The sequence below is a fragment of the Microbacterium sp. LjRoot45 genome (assembly GCF_964253325.1).
Lineage (GTDB): Bacteria > Actinomycetota > Actinomycetes > Actinomycetales > Microbacteriaceae > Microbacterium.
This window is the reverse complement of sequence record NZ_CAXUQM020000001.1, coordinates 2,999,372-3,019,138: the sequence shown is the minus strand read 5'-3', so window position 1 is coordinate 3,019,138 and position 19,767 is coordinate 2,999,372. Positions and strand designations below refer to the sequence as shown.

At 70.2% G+C, this 19,767-nt stretch carries 18 protein-coding genes; 12 read left to right on the top strand and 6 right to left on the bottom strand.

Going from position 1 to position 19,767, the window contains the following annotated elements; translation table 11 throughout:
• Nucleotides 1-22 precede the first annotated feature (22 nt).
• Complete coding sequence (locus ACSQ18_RS14265; RefSeq protein WP_436038070.1) at nt 23-631, top strand: MarR family winged helix-turn-helix transcriptional regulator; 609 nt, start codon at nt 23-25, stop codon at nt 629-631.
• 29 nt (nt 632-660) lie between these two features.
• Here the strand turns inward: ACSQ18_RS14265 and ACSQ18_RS14260 are convergent, their stop codons facing one another.
• A complete protein-coding gene (locus tag ACSQ18_RS14260; protein ID WP_436038069.1) occupies nt 661-2,148 on the bottom strand; it encodes an MFS transporter in 1,488 nt (495 codons plus the stop codon).
• Between the two features lie 87 nt (nt 2,149-2,235).
• Complete coding sequence (locus ACSQ18_RS14255) at nt 2,236-2,817, bottom strand: GNAT family N-acetyltransferase (protein WP_301038455.1); 582 nt, start codon at nt 2,815-2,817, stop codon at nt 2,236-2,238.
• 171 nt (nt 2,818-2,988) lie between these two features.
• On the opposite strand from ACSQ18_RS14255, the gene dnaK reads away from it, so the two are divergent.
• Genes dnaK through ACSQ18_RS14235 form a run of 4 tightly spaced genes read left to right on the top strand, consistent with a single transcriptional unit; the run spans nt 2,989 to nt 6,946 of the window.
• Nucleotides 2,989-4,857, top strand: coding sequence for a molecular chaperone DnaK (gene dnaK, locus ACSQ18_RS14250; RefSeq protein WP_144806517.1), 1,869 nt, complete (start codon nt 2,989-2,991; stop codon nt 4,855-4,857).
• 2 nt (nt 4,858-4,859) lie between these two features.
• A complete protein-coding gene (locus tag ACSQ18_RS14245) occupies nt 4,860-5,504 on the top strand; it encodes a nucleotide exchange factor GrpE (RefSeq protein ID WP_436038068.1) in 645 nt (214 codons plus the stop codon).
• A gap of 15 nt (nt 5,505-5,519) precedes the next feature.
• Nucleotides 5,520-6,512, top strand: coding sequence for a DnaJ C-terminal domain-containing protein (locus ACSQ18_RS14240; RefSeq protein ID WP_436038067.1), 993 nt, complete (start codon nt 5,520-5,522; stop codon nt 6,510-6,512).
• The gene (locus ACSQ18_RS14235) at nt 6,509-6,946 is read left to right on the top strand and encodes a heat shock protein transcriptional repressor HspR (RefSeq protein ID WP_301038449.1); all 438 of its coding nucleotides are present in this window, start codon (nt 6,509-6,511) and stop codon (nt 6,944-6,946) included. Before ACSQ18_RS14240 ends, ACSQ18_RS14235 begins: the two co-directional genes overlap by 4 nt.
• Before the next feature lie 49 nt (nt 6,947-6,995).
• Here the strand turns inward: ACSQ18_RS14235 and ACSQ18_RS14230 are convergent, their stop codons facing one another.
• From ACSQ18_RS14230 to ACSQ18_RS14220, 3 genes are read right to left on the bottom strand one after another with little or no spacing between them, the layout of a single operon-like run.
• Nucleotides 6,996-8,345, bottom strand: coding sequence for a DUF2252 domain-containing protein (locus ACSQ18_RS14230; protein ID WP_436038066.1), 1,350 nt, complete (start codon nt 8,343-8,345; stop codon nt 6,996-6,998).
• A 4-nt stretch (nt 8,346-8,349) separates the two neighbouring features.
• On the bottom strand, nt 8,350-9,072 hold the full coding sequence (locus tag ACSQ18_RS14225; RefSeq protein WP_436038065.1) for a potassium channel family protein: 723 nt from the start codon (nt 9,070-9,072) through the stop codon (nt 8,350-8,352).
• 55 nt (nt 9,073-9,127) lie between these two features.
• Nucleotides 9,128-9,733, bottom strand: coding sequence for a hypothetical protein (locus ACSQ18_RS14220; protein WP_436038063.1), 606 nt, complete (start codon nt 9,731-9,733; stop codon nt 9,128-9,130).
• Between the two features lie 30 nt (nt 9,734-9,763).
• On the opposite strand from ACSQ18_RS14220, the gene ACSQ18_RS14215 reads away from it, so the two are divergent.
• The 4 genes from ACSQ18_RS14215 (at nt 9,764) to ACSQ18_RS14200 (ending at nt 14,747) form a co-directional block, all read left to right on the top strand.
• Nucleotides 9,764-10,984 carry an endonuclease/exonuclease/phosphatase family protein gene (locus tag ACSQ18_RS14215; RefSeq protein WP_436038062.1) on the top strand — a complete coding sequence of 407 codons (1,221 nt, stop codon included), beginning with the start codon at nt 9,764-9,766 and terminating at the stop codon, nt 10,982-10,984.
• Nucleotides 10,985-11,074: 90 nt separating this feature from the next.
• A complete protein-coding gene (locus ACSQ18_RS14210) occupies nt 11,075-12,295 on the top strand; it encodes a glycosyltransferase (protein ID WP_436038061.1) in 1,221 nt (406 codons plus the stop codon).
• Between the two features lie 10 nt (nt 12,296-12,305).
• Entirely contained in the window at nt 12,306-13,397 is a 1,092-nt protein-coding gene (locus ACSQ18_RS14205) for a glycosyltransferase family 4 protein (protein ID WP_436038454.1), read from the top strand.
• A 375-nt stretch (nt 13,398-13,772) separates the two neighbouring features.
• Nucleotides 13,773-14,747 (top strand): GlxA family transcriptional regulator, encoded by a 975-nt coding sequence (locus ACSQ18_RS14200; protein WP_436038060.1) that lies wholly within the window; start codon nt 13,773-13,775, stop codon nt 14,745-14,747.
• Between the two features lie 15 nt (nt 14,748-14,762).
• Here ACSQ18_RS14200 and ACSQ18_RS14195 read toward each other — a convergent pair whose 3' ends face one another.
• On the bottom strand, nt 14,763-16,010 hold the full coding sequence (locus tag ACSQ18_RS14195) for a DUF2254 domain-containing protein (RefSeq protein WP_436038059.1): 1,248 nt from the start codon (nt 16,008-16,010) through the stop codon (nt 14,763-14,765).
• Nucleotides 16,011-16,117: 107 nt separating this feature from the next.
• On the opposite strand from ACSQ18_RS14195, the gene ACSQ18_RS14190 reads away from it, so the two are divergent.
• The 3 genes from ACSQ18_RS14190 to ACSQ18_RS14180 all read left to right on the top strand — a co-directional run bounded on the left by ACSQ18_RS14190 (nt 16,118) and on the right by ACSQ18_RS14180 (nt 19,753).
• Nucleotides 16,118-18,280, top strand: a complete 2,163-nt coding sequence (locus tag ACSQ18_RS14190; RefSeq protein ID WP_436038058.1) for an ATP-dependent Clp protease ATP-binding subunit — start codon at nt 16,118-16,120, stop codon at nt 18,278-18,280.
• Between the two features lie 149 nt (nt 18,281-18,429).
• Nucleotides 18,430-18,888 (top strand): hypothetical protein, encoded by a 459-nt coding sequence (locus tag ACSQ18_RS14185; protein ID WP_436038057.1) that lies wholly within the window; start codon nt 18,430-18,432, stop codon nt 18,886-18,888.
• 7 nt (nt 18,889-18,895) lie between these two features.
• Nucleotides 18,896-19,753, top strand: a complete 858-nt coding sequence (locus ACSQ18_RS14180) for a UbiA family prenyltransferase (RefSeq protein ID WP_436038056.1) — start codon at nt 18,896-18,898, stop codon at nt 19,751-19,753.
• Nucleotides 19,754-19,767: the final 14 nt, after the last annotated feature.

Below are 19,767 nucleotides of genomic sequence, written 5' to 3'. Positions count from 1 at the left end.
AAGTCGCATGTAAGTTGGAGGCATGACGGATGCCGAAGACCTCGACGCGATCGCCGCCGCCCTCGCGCAGCTGCGCGGCCGTCCCCGCGCCCCCTTCGGCTCCGGCGAGCGCGGCGACGGCGGCCGAGACGGGCACCCGCGCCACGCGGGCCACGGCGACCACGGCGGCCGCGACAGTCACGGCGACCACGGTGGTCACGGCGGTCCGCCGTGGTCGCGTGGTCACACCCAGGGTCCGTTCGGTCCGGGCCCGTTCGGCGCCGGACCCTTCGGACCGCACGCGCGGTTCGGCGGCGGCCCCGCGCGGATGCGGCTGCTCGACGCGCTCGCAACGGCATCCCACCCGCTGTCGGTCAGCGAGGTCGGCGAGGCGATCGGCGTCGATCAGCCGCGCGCGTCACGACTCATCCAGCAGGCGGTCGATCTCGGCCTCGTGCAGCGCGAAGCCGACCCCGCCGACGCGCGGCGCACCCGCGTCGCCCTCACCGATCAGGGCTCGCGCATCGTCCGCGGGTTCCGCGGGGAGCGCCGCGAACGGCTGCAGACGGCGCTCGCATCGTTCAGCCCTGAGGAGCGCGCAGAGCTCGCGCGGCTCCTCACGAAGCTCGCCGGCGCCTGGCCGGCATCCTGAGTCCCCGCGCGAACCTCAGTTGTCTACGCTCAGCTGTCTACGCGGTGCGCCGGCAGGCGGACGAACAGCAGCATGACGAGCCCGATGAGCAGCACGAGCCCGATCCCCAGCACGCCGTAGACGATCCCGCCGAACCACGCGAGGAACAGCGACCACGCCAGCGGCGAGAGGAACGACGCCACCCGGCCGGTCGTCGCGTAGAGACCGAAGATCTCGCCCTGCATGCTGGGCGGGGTGAGACGGGTGAGCATGCTCCGGCTCGCCGCCTGGGCGGGGCCGACGAACGCGCACAGCAGGAGGCCGCAGATCCAGAACACGATCGTGCCGAACTCCTTCAGCGCGAAGACGACGAACGCCATCGCCACGAGGCCCGTCAGCGCGATGATGATGAGCTTGCGCGCGCCGATGGCATCGTCGATGCGGCCGGCGAGGATCGTCGAGATGCCCGCGACGAGGTTGGCGGCGAGTCCGAAGACGATCACCTCGAGGAACGAGAATCCGAACCCCTGCGCCGCGAGCACCGCGCCGAACGCGAACACGCCCGCGAGGCCGTCGCGGTAGACGGCCGCAGCGACGAGGAACCAGAACGTCGGACGGTTCGTCGTGAACAGCCGCTTGAGGTTCTTCCCCAGTACGACGTAGGAACGGAAGAAGCCGACCTTCTCCGATCCGCCGTACGCGGGCGACTCGGGCACGTTGCGGAAGAAGGGGATGGCGAACACGACGGTCCACACAGCGCACACCACGGCGACGAGCTTGTAGGCGAGCGGGTTGTCCTGCCCCAGGCCGAACAGCACCGGGATGCAGACGATGAGCGCGACGACGCCGCCGATGTAGCCGAGGCCCCACCCGAGGCCCGAGATGCGCCCGACGGTCTTCGGCGTCGACACCTCGGAGAGCATCGCGTAGTAGCTGACGTTGCCGATCTCGGCCACGACCGCGCCGAGCGCGACCGCGAAGGCGCCGAACCAGAAGTAGCGCGGGTCGGCCTCGACGAAGTACAGCGAGAACTGCACGAGGGCGATCGCGAGCGTCGCGCCGATGATCCACTTCTTCTTGCTTCCGCGGGCATCGGCCTGCTGGCCGAGCACCGGCGCGAGGAGCAGGATCAGGATGCCGGCGGCGAAGTTCGCCCAGCCCCACCACTCCGCGAGATCGGTGAGGCCCTGGCAGTAGGCGCTGCCCATGCTGGCTGTCTCGTTGCAGTTGAGGTAGCTGCCGTCGGCCAGCATCCCCGACTCCCGCACGGCCGGGTCGAGGAATTGGCGGGACGTCAGGTACAGCGCGACCCAGACGAAGGTGAGGATGACGGTGTTGAACGGCTGCATCGCCCAGTCCCACATCGCCCAGGAGATCACCTGCTTGCGCGGGATCTCGCGGTCGACCGCCGTGTTCTGGAACGAGGCGCCGATGGCGCCGAGCGCGCGGGCGTTGGCGGCGGTCGGCGGTGTCGCGGCGTTCGCCCCGCCGGCATCGGTGTGCGCGGCGTCGGGGGAGGGCTGGTCGGGAGGCGACATGTGGGTCACGCTAGGACTCTTCCGTGAACGGACGGTGCCGCACCCGCCGAGCGGATGCCGCGTCCCCGCGCCGGTGCGGGGGTGTGCTCAGGCTACCGGCGACGCGCTCCGCCGCTGCGACCATTCGCGATCGAGGATCGCGTAGCGGCCCGTGTCGGTCCATTCGCCCTTCAGGAACATGTCCTCCACGAAGTGCCCCTCGTGCCGCATGCCGAGTCGGAGGCACAGCGCGACGGATGCCGTGTTGCGCGGATCGAGCTCGGCGTACACGCGGTGCAACTCCAGCTGATCGAAGCAGAAGTCGAGCAGGAGGCTCGCGGCCTCGGCGGCGTAGCCGTGGCCCTGCGCGGACGGCAGCAGGATCCAGCCGATCTCGGCGGCGCGGTCGTCGACGCTCTTGAGCTCGAGGTACAGAGTGCCGGCGAAAGCACCGTGCTCGTCGCGGATCACGGGCTGCAGGTAGTCGCCCGGCTTCTCCAGCAGGATCGCGCCCGCGTCGCGGGCGAGGACCTCCTCGACCTTCTCCCTCGACCGCGGTTCGTAGAGCAGGTACCGGCAGACCTCCGGATCGGACTGCATCGCGAAGAGCGGCTCGAGGTCGTCGGGGCGCAGCGGGTCGAGAGTGACCCGGCGCCCGACGAGACGGGAGAAGGTCCAGGGCAGCGGCATGGGGTCCATCCTGCCCGCGAGGTCGCTCCCTGAAAACTTGATATGAGTCGTATCAAGTTGGTTTGACAGTGGCGGAGGGCGGGACTATCGTGGACGCCAGAACGAAGTTGAGCCCGCAGCGCTCAATGTTTGCAGACTTACCCAGATCCATTCCGCGAAGGAGAAACACACATGGCACGTGCAGTGGGAATCGACCTCGGAACGACGAACTCCGTCGTCGCCGTCCTCGAAGGCGGCGAGCCGAAGGTCATCGCCAACGCCGAAGGCTTCCGCACGACCCCCTCGGTCGTCGCATTCACGAAGGACGGCGAGGTGCTCGTCGGCGAGACCGCCAAGCGCCAGGCCGTCACCAACGTCGACCGCACCCTCACCTCCGTCAAGCGCCACATGGGCACCGACTGGAAGACCCAGGCGATCGACGGCAAGAACTACACGCCGCAGGAGATCTCGGCCCGCATCCTGCAGAAGCTCAAGCGCGACGCCGAGCAGTACCTCGGCGACACGGTGACCGACGCGGTCATCACGGTCCCCGCGTACTTCAACGACGCCGAGCGTCAGGCCACGAAGGATGCCGGTGAGATCGCGGGCCTCAACGTGCTTCGCATCATCAACGAGCCGACCGCTGCGGCCCTCGCCTACGGCCTCGACAAGGGCAAGGAAGACGAGCTCATCCTCGTCTTCGACCTCGGTGGTGGCACGTTCGACGTGTCCCTGCTCGAGGTGGGCAAGGACGACGACTTCTCGACGATCCAGGTGCGCTCGACCGCCGGTGACAACCGCCTCGGTGGCGACGACTGGGACCAGCGCGTCGTCGACTACCTGATCAAGCAGTTCAAGGACACGACCGGGGTCGACGTCTCGGGTGACAAGATCGCCCTCCAGCGCCTCAAGGAGGCCGCGGAGCAGGCGAAGAAGGAACTGTCCTCGTCGAGCTCGACGAGCATCAACCTGCCGTACCTGTCGCTCACCGACTCGGGCCCCGTCTCGCTGTCGGAGACGCTCACCCGCGCCAAGTTCGAGGACCTCACCAAGGACCTCCTCGACCGCACCAAGAAGCCGTTCGAAGACGTCATCCGCGAGGCCGGCATCAAGGTGGCCGACATCGACCACGTCGTGCTCGTGGGTGGCTCCACCCGCATGCCCGCCGTGAGCGAGCTCGTGAAGAAGGAGACCGGCAAGGAGCCCAACAAGGGTGTCAACCCGGACGAGGTCGTCGCCGTCGGCGCGGCCCTCCAGGCCGGCGTCCTCAAGGGCGAGCGCAAGGACGTCCTCCTCATCGACGTCACCCCCCTGAGCCTCGGCATCGAGACCAAGGGCGGCATCATGACGAAGCTCATCGAGCGCAACACCGCGATCCCCACCAAGCGCAGCGAGACCTTCACGACTGCCGACGACAACCAGCCGTCGGTCGCGATCCAGGTCTTCCAGGGCGAGCGCGACTTCACCCGCGACAACAAGCCGCTGGGAACGTTCGAGCTCACCGGCATCGCGCCGGCGCCCCGCGGCATCCCGCAGATCGAGGTCACCTTCGACATCGACGCCAACGGCATCGTGCACGTGTCTGCGAAGGACAAGGGCACGGGCAAGGAGCAGTCGATGACGATCACCGGCGGCTCGTCGCTGCCGAAGGACGACATCGAGCGCATGGTGCGCGAGGCAGAGGAGCACGCCGCCGAGGACAAGAAGCGTCGCGAGGCCGCGGAGATCCGCAACCAGGCCGAGACGCTCTCGTACTCGATCGAGAAGCTCATCGCCGACAACGCCGACAAGCTGCCCGACGACGTGAAGACCGAGGTCCAGGCCGACGTCGACGCGCTCAAGACGGCGCTCGCCGGAGACAACGACGACGCCGTGAAGGATGCCTTCGACAAGCTCAACGCGTCGCAGGGCAAGCTCGGCGAGGCGATCTATGCGTCGTCGCAGGCCGAGCAGTCCGCCGACGCCGGAGCGCAGGGCGCGCCGGAGGGCGAGGGTGCGGCATCCTCTGAGGAGGACGTCGTCGACGCCGAGGTCGTGGACGAGGAAGACGAGAAGAAGTAAGCATGGCGAACAAGGACTTCGAAGAGCCGGACAACGGCGACGAGGTCCTCGGCGATGAGGGGTCGGAGGCCTCGGCTGCACAGCAGTCCGAGGCGGCCGGCCCCCACTCGCAGGGGACGGGGTCGCAGGGGACGAGCTCGCAGGACGACGCGGATGCCGACGAGCTGACGATCGAGGACATCCTCGGCGCCGCCCAGAGCGACGAGGCGGCGGTGGCCGACGCCCCCGCCGAGGAGCACGACCTGCTCCTCGACCTCAAGCGCCTCCAGGCGGAGTACGCCAACTACCGTCGCCGCACGGAGGAGCAGCGAGAGGTCGAGATCGCGCGGGCCAAGGGCGCCGTCGCGAAGGGCCTGCTGCCGGTGCTCGACGATCTCGACCGCGCCGAGAAGCACGGCGATCTGACCGAGGGTTCCGCGCTCACGGCGATCGCCGAGAAGCTCCGCGGTGTCGTGGCGCGTCTGGGTGTGGAGACCTACGGCGCGGCGGGCGATGCTTTCGACCCGCAGCAGCACGAGGCGATCTTCCAGGCGCCGACGCCGGGCACCGAGTCGCCGGTCATCCTCGAGGTCGTCGAGGTGGGCTACCGCCTGGGCGCCATCGAGCTGCGGCCGGCCAAGGTCGTCGTCGCGGTTCCGGCCGAGTAAGTCGAGGGGAGGGACATGGCCAGTCAGGACTGGTTCGACCGGGACTTCTACAAGGTCCTCGGTGTCGCCAAAGACGTATCGGATGCCGATCTGAAGAAGACGTACCGGAAGCTGGCGCGCCAGTACCACCCCGACTCCACGCAGGGAGACGCGGCCGCCGAGGCGAAGTTCAAGGAGATCAGCGAGGCGTACGCCGTGCTGAGCGACAAGGACCAGCGTCAGGAGTACGACCAGATCCGCGCGATGGGATCGGGCAGTGCCCGCTTCCAGGCGCCGGGTTCGGCCGGCGGCGGGTTCGAGGACGTCTTCAGCCGCTTCGGCGGCGGCGGCGCCACGCGCGGGCAGCAGGCCGACTTCGACGACCTGTTCGCGATGTTCGGCGAGCAGGCGGGCGGTCGGTTCGGCAGTGGGCGCTTCGGGCAGCCCACCGGCGGATTCCGCGGGTTCGGCGGTCCGCAGCGCGGAGCCGACGTGACCGCGCGCACGACCCTCGACTTCCAGACCGCCGTCCGCGGCGAGACGATCACGCTGCAGGGCGAAGACGGCAAGCCGTTCAAGGTGAAGATCCCCGCCGGGGTGTCTGACGGTCAGAAGGTGCGCCTGCGCGGCCGGGGGCGTCCGTCGCCCGACGGCGGAGAGCCCGGCGACATCGTCGTGGCGGTCACCGTCCGCCCCCACCCGGTCTTCACCCGCGACGGCCTCAATCTGCGCGTCACGGTTCCCGTCACGTTCACGGAGGCGGCCCTCGGTGCGACGATCGAGGTGCCGACGCTGGGGTCCGACCCCGTGAAGCTGCGGGTCGCCCCCGGAACCCCGTCGGGGCGCGTGCTGCGCGTCAAGGGGCGCGGCGTGGAATCCGCCAAGGGCACCGGCGACCTGCTCGCCGAGGTCCAGGTGGCCGTGCCCGCTCACCTCGACGACCGCGCGCGCGAAGCCCTCGAGCGGTTCCATGAACTGGAGCCGAAGGAGAATCCTCGCGCCGACCTGATGAGCAAGGCGCGCGAATGACCGAGCCCGAGGTCGACGAGGAGACCCCGATCTTCGCGATCGCGGTCGCGGCGGAGCTCGCGGGCATGCACCCGCAGACGCTCCGGCAGTACGACCGGCTCGGCCTCGTCGTCCCCGGTCGCACACAGGGCGGGTCGCGGCGCTACTCGCTGCGTCACGTCAAGCAGCTGCGCGAGGTGGCGGCGCTCTCGGCGGAGGGCATCAGTCTGCCCGCCATCTCGAGGATCATCGAACTGGAGAACACCGTCCGCTCGCTCCGCAGACAGGTGGGCGAGTTGGAGCAGCGGGTGCGCGACGAAGTCGACCAGCGCCGCGGCGCGCGCGTCTTCGCCGCAGGTGCCACCGGGTCGGTCGTGACCCTGCGCCACGGCACGCGCGTGCGCCGCGCGACGGAGGTCGTCGTGTGGCGACCGCCCGAGGCCGAGCTCGACTGACCGGCGCCACCGAGTCGGCGAGCGCGCCGAGCGGCCCGCGCAGGATCCGCTACGGCTGCGCGGCCAGGAACGCGTCGTAATCCGCCCGGGAGACGGCCGCGTAGGCAAACGCCCACTCCAGGAGCGCGGCTCCGGCCCGCCGTCCACCGCCGATGTAACCGGCGACGAGTGTCGCGTTCGGCGACTGGCTGTGCGCGCGGGCGAGCGTGGTCGCGCACGCCTGCGCGTAGAGCGCGAACGGGTGGTCATCGAGCGTCTCGATGTCGATCCCGCCCTTCATGTCGCGGAACTGGCGAACGTAGTAGTCACCCGTCGTCCCCCGCAAGTACCCGAGGAACGGGTCGGACACGCCCTGCAGGATGCGCTGCATCCCCACGACCCGCGCTCCCTCGCCGTGGGTCCGATGCAGGGCGGTCAGGTCAGGGGGCTGGATGCAGCCGCCGTACTCGACGAGCACGCTCCTCCCCGCCTCCTTCGTCTGCAGCAGGAGCGCGTGGCCGTCGCCGTCCTGCAGGAGCGTGACGTAGCAGCGCGTGCCCACACTCCCGACGCCCACCGCCCGGCGCACGGTGTCCGACACCCGGTAGTGCTGGAGCAGCAGGCGGATGTCGTCGCGCGCGGTCTCCAGGTAGCCGGCGATCGCCCCTTCGACGAGCGCCGCCGTCGCCGCGTCGAGGTGGGTCATGGCCGGTGGCACCTCGATGAACCGCAGCCGTCCGTCGGCATCCGGTTCGGTGAGCTTGCGGGCCGCGCGCTCGCCCGTGCGCCGCTCCGCGTGACGCACCGCATCGCGCACGACACGCCGACCGGCCTTGTCGCGCAGGGCCCGCGCGCCGGAGACGTCGAAGTGCTCGTAATAGCGCGAGAGCGCGCTGCGGCGCGTATAGGCGTCGATCGCGTGCGCGTAGGCGCGGACGGTGGCGATGACGGCATCCGTCACGACCTTCTCATCGCGGCCGGTCGCCTGCCCGGCGATGACGATGCTCGTGACCAGCCGCTTGAGGTCCCACTCCCAGGGCGCCCAGGCGGACTCGTCGAAGTCGTTGAGGTCGAACACGAGCGTGCGCTGCGGCGAGGCATAGAGGCCGAAGTTCGCGACGTGAGCGTCTCCGCACGAGGCGACGGGGATGCCGCTGCCGCTGTCGCGGGAGAGATCGGCGGCCATGAGGGCGGCGGTGCCCCGGTAAAACGCGAACGGGCTCGCCGCCATGCGCTCCCGGCGCAGCGCCAGCAGCTCCGGCACGCGCGTCGCGTTCTGAGCGGTGAGGATGCCGAGGGGGTCCCGGTCCGTCGTCGTCAGGTCGGCGAGACGGTCCAGTGGAGCGGTCCGCCGCGCGGCGCGGCCGGCCGCGAGCCGAGCCGCGCGAGACGGCAGAAGGTCCCAGGAGTCCACGGTCATGCGCTCATCCTGGCATCCGCGGGTCGTTCGGATCGTGAGGAGCGTCGTCGTCTCGCTCGTGGGCGCGCAACGTGGCGGTGCGGCGGATCTGATCACCCAGGGCGGAGATGACGGTCGCGCTCGTGACGCCGAGCACGACCAGCCCGCCCATCATGAGGCCGACGGCGATCGTCCGCCCGGCGAACGTGACGGGCGCGAAGTCGCCGTATCCGACCGTGGAGATCGTGGTGAAGCCCCACCAGATCGCGTCACCCAGGTCGACGATGGTCGCGTGGGGGTCGTGACGCTCCGCGAGCCAGACCAGCGTCGACCCCGTGAAGACGAACAGGAACGTGAACATCGACACCATGAGGAGGAGGCGCGCACGCTCGCGCGCCGCGGTCGCCCGGAACCACGGGAGGCGCCAGATATACGCGATGATCACGAACGGCCGCAGATACACCGCGAGGAGCGAGACCCCCTCGAACCACCGCGTGCGCAGAAACGCACGAGGTGCGCCGCTGAGAACGAGCCGCAGCACGAAGTCGGCGATGAAAAGCGCCCATGCCACCGAGACGAAGGCCGTGAGCGCTCCCCGGTAACCCCGGTCCAGCTCTGGATCCGCCAGGAGCCACACCCACGCCGCGAAGAACGCGAGCGACAGGAGGAACATCGGCCACGCGGTGCGATCCTCCCACGTGAGCGCGCGCGGGGAGATCCGGCCATGCGAGGGCATGCGGGTCGTCATGCGCTCATCCTGGCATCCCGCCCGCCCGAGCCGCGCGAGGACGGCGGCGCGACCGTCAGCTCGGGTCGAGGCGCAGGATGCCGGGGGTCTCGCCGACCGTCAGATCGTCGATGATGCGCAGCGAACGGGCGAGGTCGTCGACGGCGCCGAGCACCGTGCCGAAGCGCTCCCGGTCGGAGCAGACCGCGGTGACCGTCACGAACTGCGCGCCGGTGTCCCACGTGTAGGTGGCGAACGGGGGAGCGGTCGACCCGTCGGGCCGCGCCGGCGGGAGCGGCAGCACGAGCTTCTCGCCCGCCCCGAGATAGGTGCCCCGGAACGTCTCCGTGTCGTCGTACTCGATGGGCATCATGGCCCGCGCCGCGCGCAGCTGGGGTGTCGCCTGCTGCACCTGAGCCATGACGACGAGGAGTTCGGGGTCGTCCTTCCAGACCCACACGAGCACCCTGCCGGCCGCCTTCCGCATGAGCGCGGGGGCGGCTTGGCTCATGGCCCAGGCGGCCATTCCGCTGCCGGGGCGCCCCGTCGCGCCCATGGTCGCGTTCGCCTGCGTGAGCAGCATGCGGATCGCGCGCTTGCGGGCGCGACGGCCGCGCAGACCGAACGAGCCCGTGACCGGAACCCAGCGAGAGCGGTCGGCGTCGGCAGACAGTCGTACCATTCCTCCAGCGTAGGTTGCTAGCATCCCGCTATGCGCCTCCTCTCCCCCCGGGGGGCCGTCGCCGTGCTGGCTACCGTCGCCCTGCTCGCCGCGACGCCCGTCGCCACCGCCACCGCTGCCGCACGCCCCGACCGGGTCGGCCTCGTCAACGTCGTGGGCGCATCGCTCACCGCCTCGGGGGCCACTCTCACGGTCGACTGGACCGACGTGCCGGGAGCCGACCGCTACGAGGTGTTCGCCTCACCCTCGTTCGACAAGCTCCCCACGAAGACGACACCGTCGGCGACCGTCACCGCATCGAAGGCGACGGTGGGGCGGCTCGATGCCGGCCGCGACTACTACATCCAGGTCCGCGCGGTGAACAGCGCCGGTCCGGGGCTGCGTTCGCTGCGCATCGGACACGGGACCATCGCCGACGAGGTGGCCCTGCGCGCAGACACGCCCGTGTACCGCCTGCTCACCTGGAACGTCTGCTCGAACGCGTGCGGGTCGTTCTCCACGCGCGCGAAAGTGATCACCTCCCGCATCCGCGAGCTCGCGCCCGACGTCGTGGCGCTCCAGGAGGCGTCGAAGTACACGACCGCGCCGACCGGATATCGCCACGTGGTCGACGGCCAGAACGACATCCTCGTCCGTCGGGGGGAGTTCGGGGCCGTGCCCGGGACAGCTTCCAAGCCCACCAGCGGCAGCGTCCGGTTCTCGAGCAAGTACACGACGTCGGGCAAGGGCGTCGCATGGGCTGCGCTCCATCACCGGTCCGGTGCCTACATCCTCGTCCTCGACGTGCACCTGGTCACCGGCACGTCGCGTTCCGCGGTCGCCCAGCGCGAGTACGAGGCGGGCCGAGTCGCCTCGCTCGTCACGTCGCTGCGGAAGAAGCTCGCGGCGTCGCATCGCTCGGTCGCCGACTGGACGCGGGTGCCGGCGATCTTCCTCGGCGACTTCAACACCCACAAGTCGCGCACGGACGACGACACGATGGCGGTGCTCGAGGGGCGCGGCTATCGGGATGCGTTCGATCAGGCGCGCACCCTCACGCGGCAGCACCACAACACCGCGAACCCGGAGTGGAGCACCCGTCCCGTCATCGGACAGCTGTGGGGTGCTCACGTCGACAAGGTCGTCGTCCGCCCGTCGCGCGCCGTCGTGCGCAGCTGGGCGAACGCGGGAGAGATGTCTTCGAGCAAGAGGTACGTCACCCCGCTCGGCTCCGATCATCATCCGCTCCTCGTGGAGGTGTCGCTGCGCTGAGGCTTCGAGTCTCGTGAGGGTGCTCCGGTAGACTCGGACCGGCGCGCACGCGACCGCGTTCCGCCGCCGCACAGATTGGCCCCGTACCCCGTGACCGAATCCGCGACGCCTGCCGAAGACCAGCACCGCGCCCGCAGCCCGCTCACCATCGTGATGGCCGCCGACACCTTCGCGCCCGATGTCAACGGTGCCGCGCGCTTCGCCGAGCGGTTGTCCGCCGGCCTCGCGGCGCGCGGCCACGACGTCCACGTCGTCACCCCGAGCGTCGGGCACCGCAACCACGGTGTCTTCACGGAGCACATCGAGGGGCAGGATCTCACCGTCCACCGCCTGCCCGGTGTGCGCTGGCCCCCGCACGACTGGCTGCGATTCGTGTGGCCGTGGCGCAGCAAGTACTACGCCCGACGGGTGCTGAGCGCCGTGAAGCCCGACGTGGTCCACAGCCAGTCGCACATCGTCATCGGGCGCGGGCTCACGCGCATCGCGCGCCAGCGCGGCATCCCCGTCGTCGCGACCAACCACGTCATGGCCGAGAACATCATCGACTTCACGACGCTGCCTCCGCTGCTCGACAAGGTCGCGATCAAGCTCGCCTGGGACGACGCGGAGCGCACGTTCAAGATGTCGCGCGCCGTGACGACGCCCACCCGTCGCGCGGCCGAGTTCCTCGAGTCGACGATCGACATCTCCGGGGTCATCCCCATCAGCTGCGGCATCGACAAGCGGAACTACACGCCCGATCTCACGCCGCGCGCGCCGCGTCGGGTGCTCTTCGTCGGACGCCTCACGACCGAGAAGCACGTCGAGCTGACCCTCGAGGCGGTCGCGCGGCTCGCCCCCGAGTTCCTTGACCTCAGCTTCGACGTCGTCGGCGGCGGCGACCAGCGGCGCAACCTGGAGCAGACGACGCAGCGCCTCGGGATCGCCGACCGCGTCGTGTTCCACGGTCGCGTCGAGGAGGACCAGCTTCGCGCCGCGTACACGAAGGCCGATGTCTTCGCCATCGCGTCGATCGCCGAGCTCCAGTCGATCGCGACGATGGAGGCCATGGCATCCGGTCTCCCGATCGTCGCCGCGAACGCGGTGGCCCTGCCGCACCTCGTGCACGACGGGGAGAACGGCTACCTCTTCGAGCCGGGCAACGTCGACGACCTCGCCGACAAGCTGCGCCGCGTGCTCACGGCGTCGCCGGAGGAGTACCGCCGGATGCAGCAGGCGTCGCTCGACGGCGTCGACATCCACGACATCGAGAAGACCCTCGACACGTTCGAGGCGCTGTACCGCGGCGAGCCCATCCCCGACCGTCGGTGAGGGTCGCGTGATCCGGCTCTTCTTCGACGCGCGCTATATCCGCACCGACTTCCACGACGGCATCAGCCGCTACTCGGCCGAGCTCGCCGCCGCCGTGGCCGCGCAGGCGCCCGAGCGCGGTGTCGAGGTGACGTTCCTCATCCACGACGAGCGTCAGCGCGCTCTCCTGCCGCGGGATGCCGTCACCCTCTCCATCGGGTCGCCCACCGCCGTCACCGAGCCGCTGCGCGCGCGGGAGCTCAACCGTCACGCCCCCGACGTCGTGTTCTCGCCGATGCAGACGATCGGCACGCGGGGGCGGCGGTATCGGCAGATCCTCACGCTCCACGACACGATCTACTACCGCCACCGCACGCCGCCGAAGGACCTTCCCTGGTTCGTGCGTCTCGGCTGGCGCCTGTTCCACCTGTCGTACGTGCCGCAGCGTCTCACGCTGAACGCGGCCGACGTGGTGGCCACCGTCAGCGACACCAGCGCCCGGCAGTTCGCGGCGGTGCGCCTCACGAAGCGGCCGGTCGTCGTCATTCCGAACGCGCCCCAGCGTCTGGCCGAGCTGCTGCCCGCCGGCGTCGGCGTGCACCCCGGCGCGCAGAATCTCGTCTACATGGGCTCGTTCATGCCGTACAAGAACGTCGAGACCCTCGTGCGCGCGATGGCGGAGCTCCCGGGGCGCACGCTGCATCTGCTGTCTCGCATCAGCCCTTCCCGTCGTGCCGACCTGGAGGCGCTCATCGCGCCGGGGTCCGACGTGGTGTTCCACGGCGGGGTGACCGACGCGCAGTACGCGGCGCTGTTGGCCGACCGCGCAGTGCTCGTGAGCGCGAGCCTCGACGAGGGCTACGGACTCCCCGTGGCGGAGGCGCTGGAGTTGGGCGTGCCGGCGGTCGTCACCGACATGCCGATCTTCCGTGAGGTCGCCGGGTCGGGTGCGCTGTACGCGCCGGGGACGGATGCCGCGGCTTTCGCGCGCGCCGTGCGCTCCCTCGACGACCCCGACGAGTGGGGACGCCTCGTGGCGGCGGGAACTGCGCACATCGCCCGCTTCGAGTGGGGTCGGTCGGCCGGCATCCTTCTCGACACGGTCGTCGATCTGGCGCGCTGACCACGGCCCTGCGCGGGCGCGCTGTGCGTATGCCCGCGTGCAGGATTTCGGAGATGTCACGATCTGCGGAGCCGTAGGCCCACTGGCATCCGCGATCCTGCACATCTCCGAAATCCTGCACACCAGCGCGGGAGGGATGCCACGGCGCCCCGCCGGCCCATCCGCCGGCGTGCGTGACGAACGCGCGTCAGGGCAGACGCTTGGGGTCGGTGGGAACGCGGCGGTAGCCGTCGGCGGGGAGGGCGCGCAGTGTCGCAATGACGCCCGCGAGGGCGAGGCCGCCAATCATCAGCAGAATCATCATGGCAGAAACGCTACGCGCGTCGTATAACGGCCACTAGTGGCAGGACTGCACATAAGTGTAGGATTTCTGCCATGAAGACCGTCGCCTGTGTCGTCCTTCCCGGCTTCGCCCCGTTCGAGTTCGGGCTCGCCTGCGAGGCGTTCGGTCTCGATCGCTCCGACGACGGCATCCCGAACTTCGACTTCCGCATTGTGACGCCCGACCCGGGCGCCGTGCCCAGCAACCTCGGCTTCACCATCAACGTCGACGCCGACCTCGCCTTCGCCGACGAAGCCGACCTCGTCGTGCTCTCGCCCATCCCCCGTGAGCGCTGGGCGCACGTCGACCAGCGCACGCTGGACGTCGTCCGGCGCGCCGTCGCCCGCGGTGCGTGGGTGCTCACGGTGTGCAGCGGGTCATTCGTGGCCGCCGCCGCCGGCATCCTGAACGGACGTCGCGCGACGACGCACTGGCGCTACGCCGACACGATGTCGGAGATGTACCCCGAGATCGAGGTAGACCCCAACGTGCTCTACGTACAGGACGGCCGCATCATCACGAGCGCGGGAACGGCCGCGGGGATCGACGCGTGCCTGCACCTGCTGCGCATCGAACTCGGCGCCGAACTCGCCAACAAGATCGCCCGCCGCATGGTGGTGCCGCCCCAGCGCGACGGCGGCCAGGCCCAGTTCATCGACAAGCCGCTGCCGCAGACGGCGTCCCTCTCCCTCGCGCCGGTGACCGATTGGATGCTGCAGAACCTCCGCTCCGAACTCTCGGTCGACCAGCTCGCGGCGCGCGCACACATGTCGCCGCGCACGTTCGCCCGACGGTTCAAGGCCGACTTCGGCACGACCCCGGCGGCGTGGCTCGGCCGTCAGCGGCTGCTGCACGCCCAGCGGCTGCTCGAGCAGACCGAGTTGGGACTGGATGCCGTGGCCTACGAGTCGGGCTTCGGCTCGGCCGCGGTGCTGCGTCAGAACTTCGCCCGCGCGCTCGGCACCACCCCGACCGCGTACCGCGCACGGTTCACCTGCCGAACGGACATGTCGGCGCTCGCCTCCTGACGCGGGCGCGGATCCTCAGCCTCTGTCGCGGCGACCCCAGGCCGCGCGACGTGCCGCGCGCAGCGCCGCTGCATCCTCCGGCACCAGCTCACGCTTCGCGCGGGCCCAGGCGTCATCGGCCGAGCGCCGGAGAAGCTCGCGGTGGTCGGGCGTCACTGCGGCGAGCGCGCTCAGGCACTTCTGGAGCCGGATCTGCACCTCCACCATGCTTCGGCCGTCGCGAGCCAGAGGGCGCACGGCGTCTTCGAGCAGATCCTCGAAAGCGATCGGGCGCACCCGCACGCGGTCGAACTCGACCTCGGGGTCCGGCTCTCGCGAGAGCACGGTGGTGAGCACCCGTTGGACGGCGCCGATCACCTGGATCGCGGTGCCAGGGTCGTTGGTCGACGGCGAGAGGGCGCGGCTGGCGATCTCGGCCAGGGCGATGATGCCGAGGCGAGGGTCCTGCTCGTAGGTGCGGTGGGGATCGACGGTGAAGGCGGCGCGGACGGCCGCCTCGATGTCCTCGCCGAGGGGGCGCGAGGAACGCAGGAGCGGCGTCGTGGCATCGGCGACCCGCCCCGGCAGTGACTCGAGATCGAGGGTGATCTCGTGCTTCTCGGCGATCCGCTGCAGCGCGGCCACATCGACGTGTGTCACGTAGCCCACCGACGCGGCGTGCACGGCGGTGCCATCAGACGGCCCCCGCAGGACCGCGCCCCCCAGGGTGGGTCGGCGGGCGAAGGCCGCCGCCGCATCGGTGGCGGCCTTCTCCACGCGGTCGATGACGTCGCTCATCCGACCGAACTCGGCCAGGTGCGCGATCCACCGCAGCAGTGTGACGACGATCAGTGCGATGACGACCAACGTGCCGAGGAACAGGACCGTGCGCCCGCGGTCGCTGTAGTACCCGGTGGACAAGGCGATGATCCCCACCAGGGAGAACACGAAGGCCCCGACGAACGTCGAGAGCACGCTCTGCGAGGTCGTGTCCTGGACGAGAAGCTGAGTGGCACGCGGCGTCGCCGTCGTCGTCGCCGACGAGTACGCGGTGACCATCGCGGTCAGCGAGAAGGTCGTCACCGCGAGCATGGAACTCGCAAGGATGTGCAGCAGGTCGTCGACGGCGCCCTGGCCGAGGTTCACCGACGGCGTCCACGGCAGAAGCGTCTCGATGAGGCCTGTCGCGAGGGCGAACACCACGGCGGCGAGAGAGACGAGCGCTGCGCGGAACCACACGCGGCGAGCGAGTCGAGAGAGGAAGACGCGCACGGACGATGCCATCCCGCCACCCTATGCGGTCGCGATCCGCCCTCCCTTCGCTCTCGGACGCGTGGTAAACTTGAGCCAAACGGACTCAAGTTTGAGTCTCACGCCATCCAGGAGCACCGATGAACGCACAACCCGCACCCGGGCAGGAGGAGCAGCAGAGCGCCCTCGAACAGTTCGGGATCAACCTGACCGATCGCGCGCGGCAGGGCAAGCTCGACCCGGTCATCGGCCGTGACAGCGAGATCCGCCGCGTGAGCCAGGTGCTGACCCGTCGCACCAAGAACAACCCCGTCCTCATCGGCGAGCCCGGCGTCGGCAAGACGGCCGTCGTCGAAGGGCTCGCGCAGCGCATCGTCGCCGGCGACGTCGCCGAGTCGCTCAAGGACAAGGAGCTCGTCACCCTCGACATCTCCGCCCTCGTCGCCGGCGCCATGTACCGCGGTCAGTTCGAGGAGCGCCTCAAGAGCGTCCTCAAGGAGATCACCGAGTCCGAGGGTCGCGTCATCACGTTCATCGACGAGCTCCACGTGCTCATGGGTGCGGGCGGCGGCGAGGGGTCGGTCGCGGCATCCAACATGCTCAAGCCCATGCTCGCCCGCGGGGAGCTGCGCCTCATCGGCGCGACCACCCTCGACGAGTACCGCGAGTTCATCGAGAAGGATGCCGCGCTGGAGCGCCGTTTCCAGCAGGTGTACGTCGGGGAGCCGTCGGTCGAAGACACCATCGCGATCCTCCGCGGGCTCAAGGGCCGGTACGAGGCGCACCACGGGGTGACGATCAGCGACGGCGCCCTCGTGGCAGCTGCGGCGCTGTCGAACCGCTACATCCCCTCGCGCCAGCTGCCCGACAAGGCCATCGACCTCATCGACGAGGCCATGAGCCGCCTGAAGATGGAGATCGACTCCAGCCCCGTCGAGATCGACCAGTTGCGGCGCCGCGTCGACCGGATGCGACTGGAAGACCTCGCGCTCAAGAAGGAGAAGGACGACGCGTCCAAGGAGCGTCGCGCCAAGCTCCGCGAGCAGATGGATGCCGCGGAGTCGGAGCTGCGCGTGCTCGAGGCGCGGTGGGAGCGCGAACGCGCCGCCCTCAACCGCGTCGGCGATCTGAAGAAGCAGCTCGACCAGGCCTACACCGACCGCGACCGCGCGCTGCGCGAAGCCGACTACGCGCGCGCGTCGAAGCTCGAGTACGAGACCATCAAGCGGCTCGAGCAGGAGGTCGCCGCCGCCGAGCGCGCCGAGGCCAACCCGACCGCCGGCGAAGAGCGGATGGTCAACGAGCAGGTCACCGACGAGGACATCGCCGCCGTGATCGCCGCCTGGACCGGCATCCCCGTCGGACGCCTCCTCCAGGGGGAGGGCGAGAAGCTCGTGCACCTCGAGTCCGAGCTCGGCAAGCGCCTCATCGGGCAGAAGGACGCGGTGAAGGCCGTGTCGGATGCCGTCCGCCGCTCGCGCGCGGGCATCAGCGACCCGAATCGACCGACGGGTTCGTTCCTCTTCCTCGGTCCGACCGGGGTGGGCAAGACCGAACTCGCCAAGGCGCTCGCCGATTTCCTCTTCGACGACGAGCGCGCCATGGTGCGCATCGACATGAGCGAGTACGGCGAGAAGCACTCGGTCGCGCGCCTCGTCGGCGCCCCTCCGGGCTACATCGGCTACGAGCAGGGCGGACAGCTCACCGAGGCGGTACGTCGCCGGCCCTACTCGGTCGTGCTGCTCGACGAGGTGGAGAAGGCGCACCCGGAGGTGTTCGACATCCTCCTGCAGGTGCTCGACGACGGTCGTCTCACCGACGGTCAGGGTCGCACGGTCGACTTCACGAACACGATCCTCGTCCTGACGAGCAACCTCGGATCGCCGATCCTCATCGACCCGACGCTCACGCCGGAGTCGCGTCGGGAGCAGGTGATGGCGCTCGTGCGTCAGGCGTTCCGTCCGGAGTTCCTCAACCGGCTCGACGACATCGTCATGTTCCAGGCGCTCAGCGAGGACGACCTCGCGCAGATCGTCGAGCTCTCCGTCGATGCCCTCCAGCGTCGCCTCGCCGATCGCCGGCTCACCCTCGCCGTCACCCCCGACGCGCGGGCGTGGCTCGCGGAGCGCGGGTACGACCCGATCTTCGGCGCGCGGCCGCTGCGCCGGCTCATCCAGTCGGAGATCCAGGACCGCCTCGCGATGGCGCTGCTGTCGGGTGGCATCCGCGACGGCGACCTCGTGCGGGTCGACGTGGCATCCGACGGGTCCTCGCTCGTGCTGACGGGCGAGTCGGCGGGCTGAACCCGCCCCCGCCGCGCCCCCGCCGAAACAACACCCCGCGCGCGAGACCACACGTCCCCAGCGCGCGGGAGGTGTTGTCTCGGCGGGAAGGTGTTGACTCGGCGAAGTGGGCGAGCCGAGCGGGCGAGCGGATGCCGTACGGTCGGAGGATGCAGTTCGCCTCCTCCGGCCGCATCGTCGTCGTCGCCCAGTGGGTGCTGGCGGTGCTGATGCCCGTTTTCCTCTTCATCGGGCGCGGATTCGTGGGGGCCGAACTCGGCTGGATGTCGGTCATCGGCATCGTGTACGGCTGGATCCTCATCGTGCTGCTGCTGATTCCGCCGATCCTGACGCTCTTCGACACGGAGGCGCGCCGCTCGGGCACGGTGCGCGAGGGGTACGCGATCTTCGCGGCGCTCGTGTGGTTCGGGCTCCTGGTCGCCGGCATCTCGATCCCCGACTCCGGCGACAGTGGCCACCTGCAGACCGCGCTCACGACATGGACCGGCGCGTCGGAGCAGTTCTCGACCGCCGTCTTCACCACCGGGTTCGGGCTCGCGGTGTTCGCGTGGCTCGTGACGATCGTGCAGGCGATCCGCGGCATCGTCTACTCCCGCCGCGCGGGATGACGGACGCATGACAGCGCCGTCGCGACTGCGCGCCCTGTGGGGAGCGTCGCACCCCGGACCGACCCTCGTCGTGACCGCGCTCGCCGTCGCGTTGGGGGTCGCGGCGGGGCTCGAGCCCTGGCGGGTGGTCGTCCTCGCGTTCGCCGTCTTCGCCGGCCAGCTCTCCGTGGGCATCTCGAACGACGCGATCGACGCGGCCCGCGATCGCGCCGTCGGGAGGACGGACAAGCCGATCGCCCGCGGCGACGTCTCGGTGCGTACCGCCTGGACGGCCGCCGGCCTGCTCGTGCTCGTCGCGCTCGTCGCCTCGGCCGCGCTGGGGCTGGTCATGGCCGCCGTCCATGCGCTCGCGCTCGCCTCGGCCTGGGCGTACAACGCGGGGCTGAAGAACACGCCGGTCTCGATCGCCCCCTTCCTCGTGAGCTTCGGGCTGTTCCCCTCGCTCGCGACCCTCTCCGCCTCCTCACCCGCCTTCGCGTCGCCCTGGGCGACGGTCACGGGCGCCGCGCTCGGCGCCGCCGTGCACCTCACCAACGTGCTTCCCGATCTCGACGACGACGCACAGACGGGCGTGCGCGGTCTCCCGCACCGGCTGGGAGTGCGGTGGGCGGTGATCCTGGCGGTGATCGGCATCCTCGTCGGCGCGCTCGCCGTGCTTCTCGGGCCTGTGCTGCTCGGTCCAGCGCTGCAGGGCGCCGCCGGGGTCGGGCCCGTGGCCGTCGCGTTCTTCGCCGCCGTGGCGATCGTCGCCGGCGCGACCCTCGTGCTGGCCCTCACGCGTCGCCCCACCCGCGCGCTCTTCCGGCTCACGATGCTGGCGGCGCTGCTCCTGGCGGTCCAACTGGTCGCGACCGCCGCGGTCTGAACCGCTCCCTGGCG

What these genes read in the sequence shown, in the direction of transcription:
- ACSQ18_RS14200 (WP_436038060.1), top strand. Translation starts at nt 13,773, where the DNA reads ATGAAGACCGTCGCCTGTGTCGTCCTTCCCGGCTTCGCCCCGTTCGAG.
- ACSQ18_RS14260 (WP_436038069.1), bottom strand. Translation starts at nt 2,148, where the DNA reads ATGTCGCCTCCCGACCAGCCCTCCCCCGACGCCGCGCACACCGATGCC.
- ACSQ18_RS14190 (WP_436038058.1), top strand. Translation starts at nt 16,118, where the DNA reads ATGAACGCACAACCCGCACCCGGGCAGGAGGAGCAGCAGAGCGCCCTC.
- ACSQ18_RS14255 (WP_301038455.1), bottom strand. Translation starts at nt 2,817, where the DNA reads ATGCCGCTGCCCTGGACCTTCTCCCGTCTCGTCGGGCGCCGGGTCACT.
- ACSQ18_RS14220 (WP_436038063.1), bottom strand. Translation starts at nt 9,733, where the DNA reads ATGGTACGACTGTCTGCCGACGCCGACCGCTCTCGCTGGGTTCCGGTC.
- ACSQ18_RS14185 (WP_436038057.1), top strand. Translation starts at nt 18,430, where the DNA reads ATGCAGTTCGCCTCCTCCGGCCGCATCGTCGTCGTCGCCCAGTGGGTG.
- ACSQ18_RS14180 (WP_436038056.1), top strand. Translation starts at nt 18,896, where the DNA reads ATGACAGCGCCGTCGCGACTGCGCGCCCTGTGGGGAGCGTCGCACCCC.
- ACSQ18_RS14245 (WP_436038068.1), top strand. Translation starts at nt 4,860, where the DNA reads ATGGCGAACAAGGACTTCGAAGAGCCGGACAACGGCGACGAGGTCCTC.
- ACSQ18_RS14235 (WP_301038449.1), top strand. Translation starts at nt 6,509, where the DNA reads ATGACCGAGCCCGAGGTCGACGAGGAGACCCCGATCTTCGCGATCGCG.
- ACSQ18_RS14230 (WP_436038066.1), bottom strand. Translation starts at nt 8,345, where the DNA reads ATGACCGTGGACTCCTGGGACCTTCTGCCGTCTCGCGCGGCTCGGCTC.
- ACSQ18_RS14265 (WP_436038070.1), top strand. Translation starts at nt 23, where the DNA reads ATGACGGATGCCGAAGACCTCGACGCGATCGCCGCCGCCCTCGCGCAG.
- ACSQ18_RS14225 (WP_436038065.1), bottom strand. Translation starts at nt 9,072, where the DNA reads ATGACGACCCGCATGCCCTCGCATGGCCGGATCTCCCCGCGCGCGCTC.
- ACSQ18_RS14240 (WP_436038067.1), top strand. Translation starts at nt 5,520, where the DNA reads ATGGCCAGTCAGGACTGGTTCGACCGGGACTTCTACAAGGTCCTCGGT.
- ACSQ18_RS14215 (WP_436038062.1), top strand. Translation starts at nt 9,764, where the DNA reads ATGCGCCTCCTCTCCCCCCGGGGGGCCGTCGCCGTGCTGGCTACCGTC.
- dnaK (WP_144806517.1), top strand. Translation starts at nt 2,989, where the DNA reads ATGGCACGTGCAGTGGGAATCGACCTCGGAACGACGAACTCCGTCGTC.
- ACSQ18_RS14195 (WP_436038059.1), bottom strand. Translation starts at nt 16,010, where the DNA reads ATGGCATCGTCCGTGCGCGTCTTCCTCTCTCGACTCGCTCGCCGCGTG.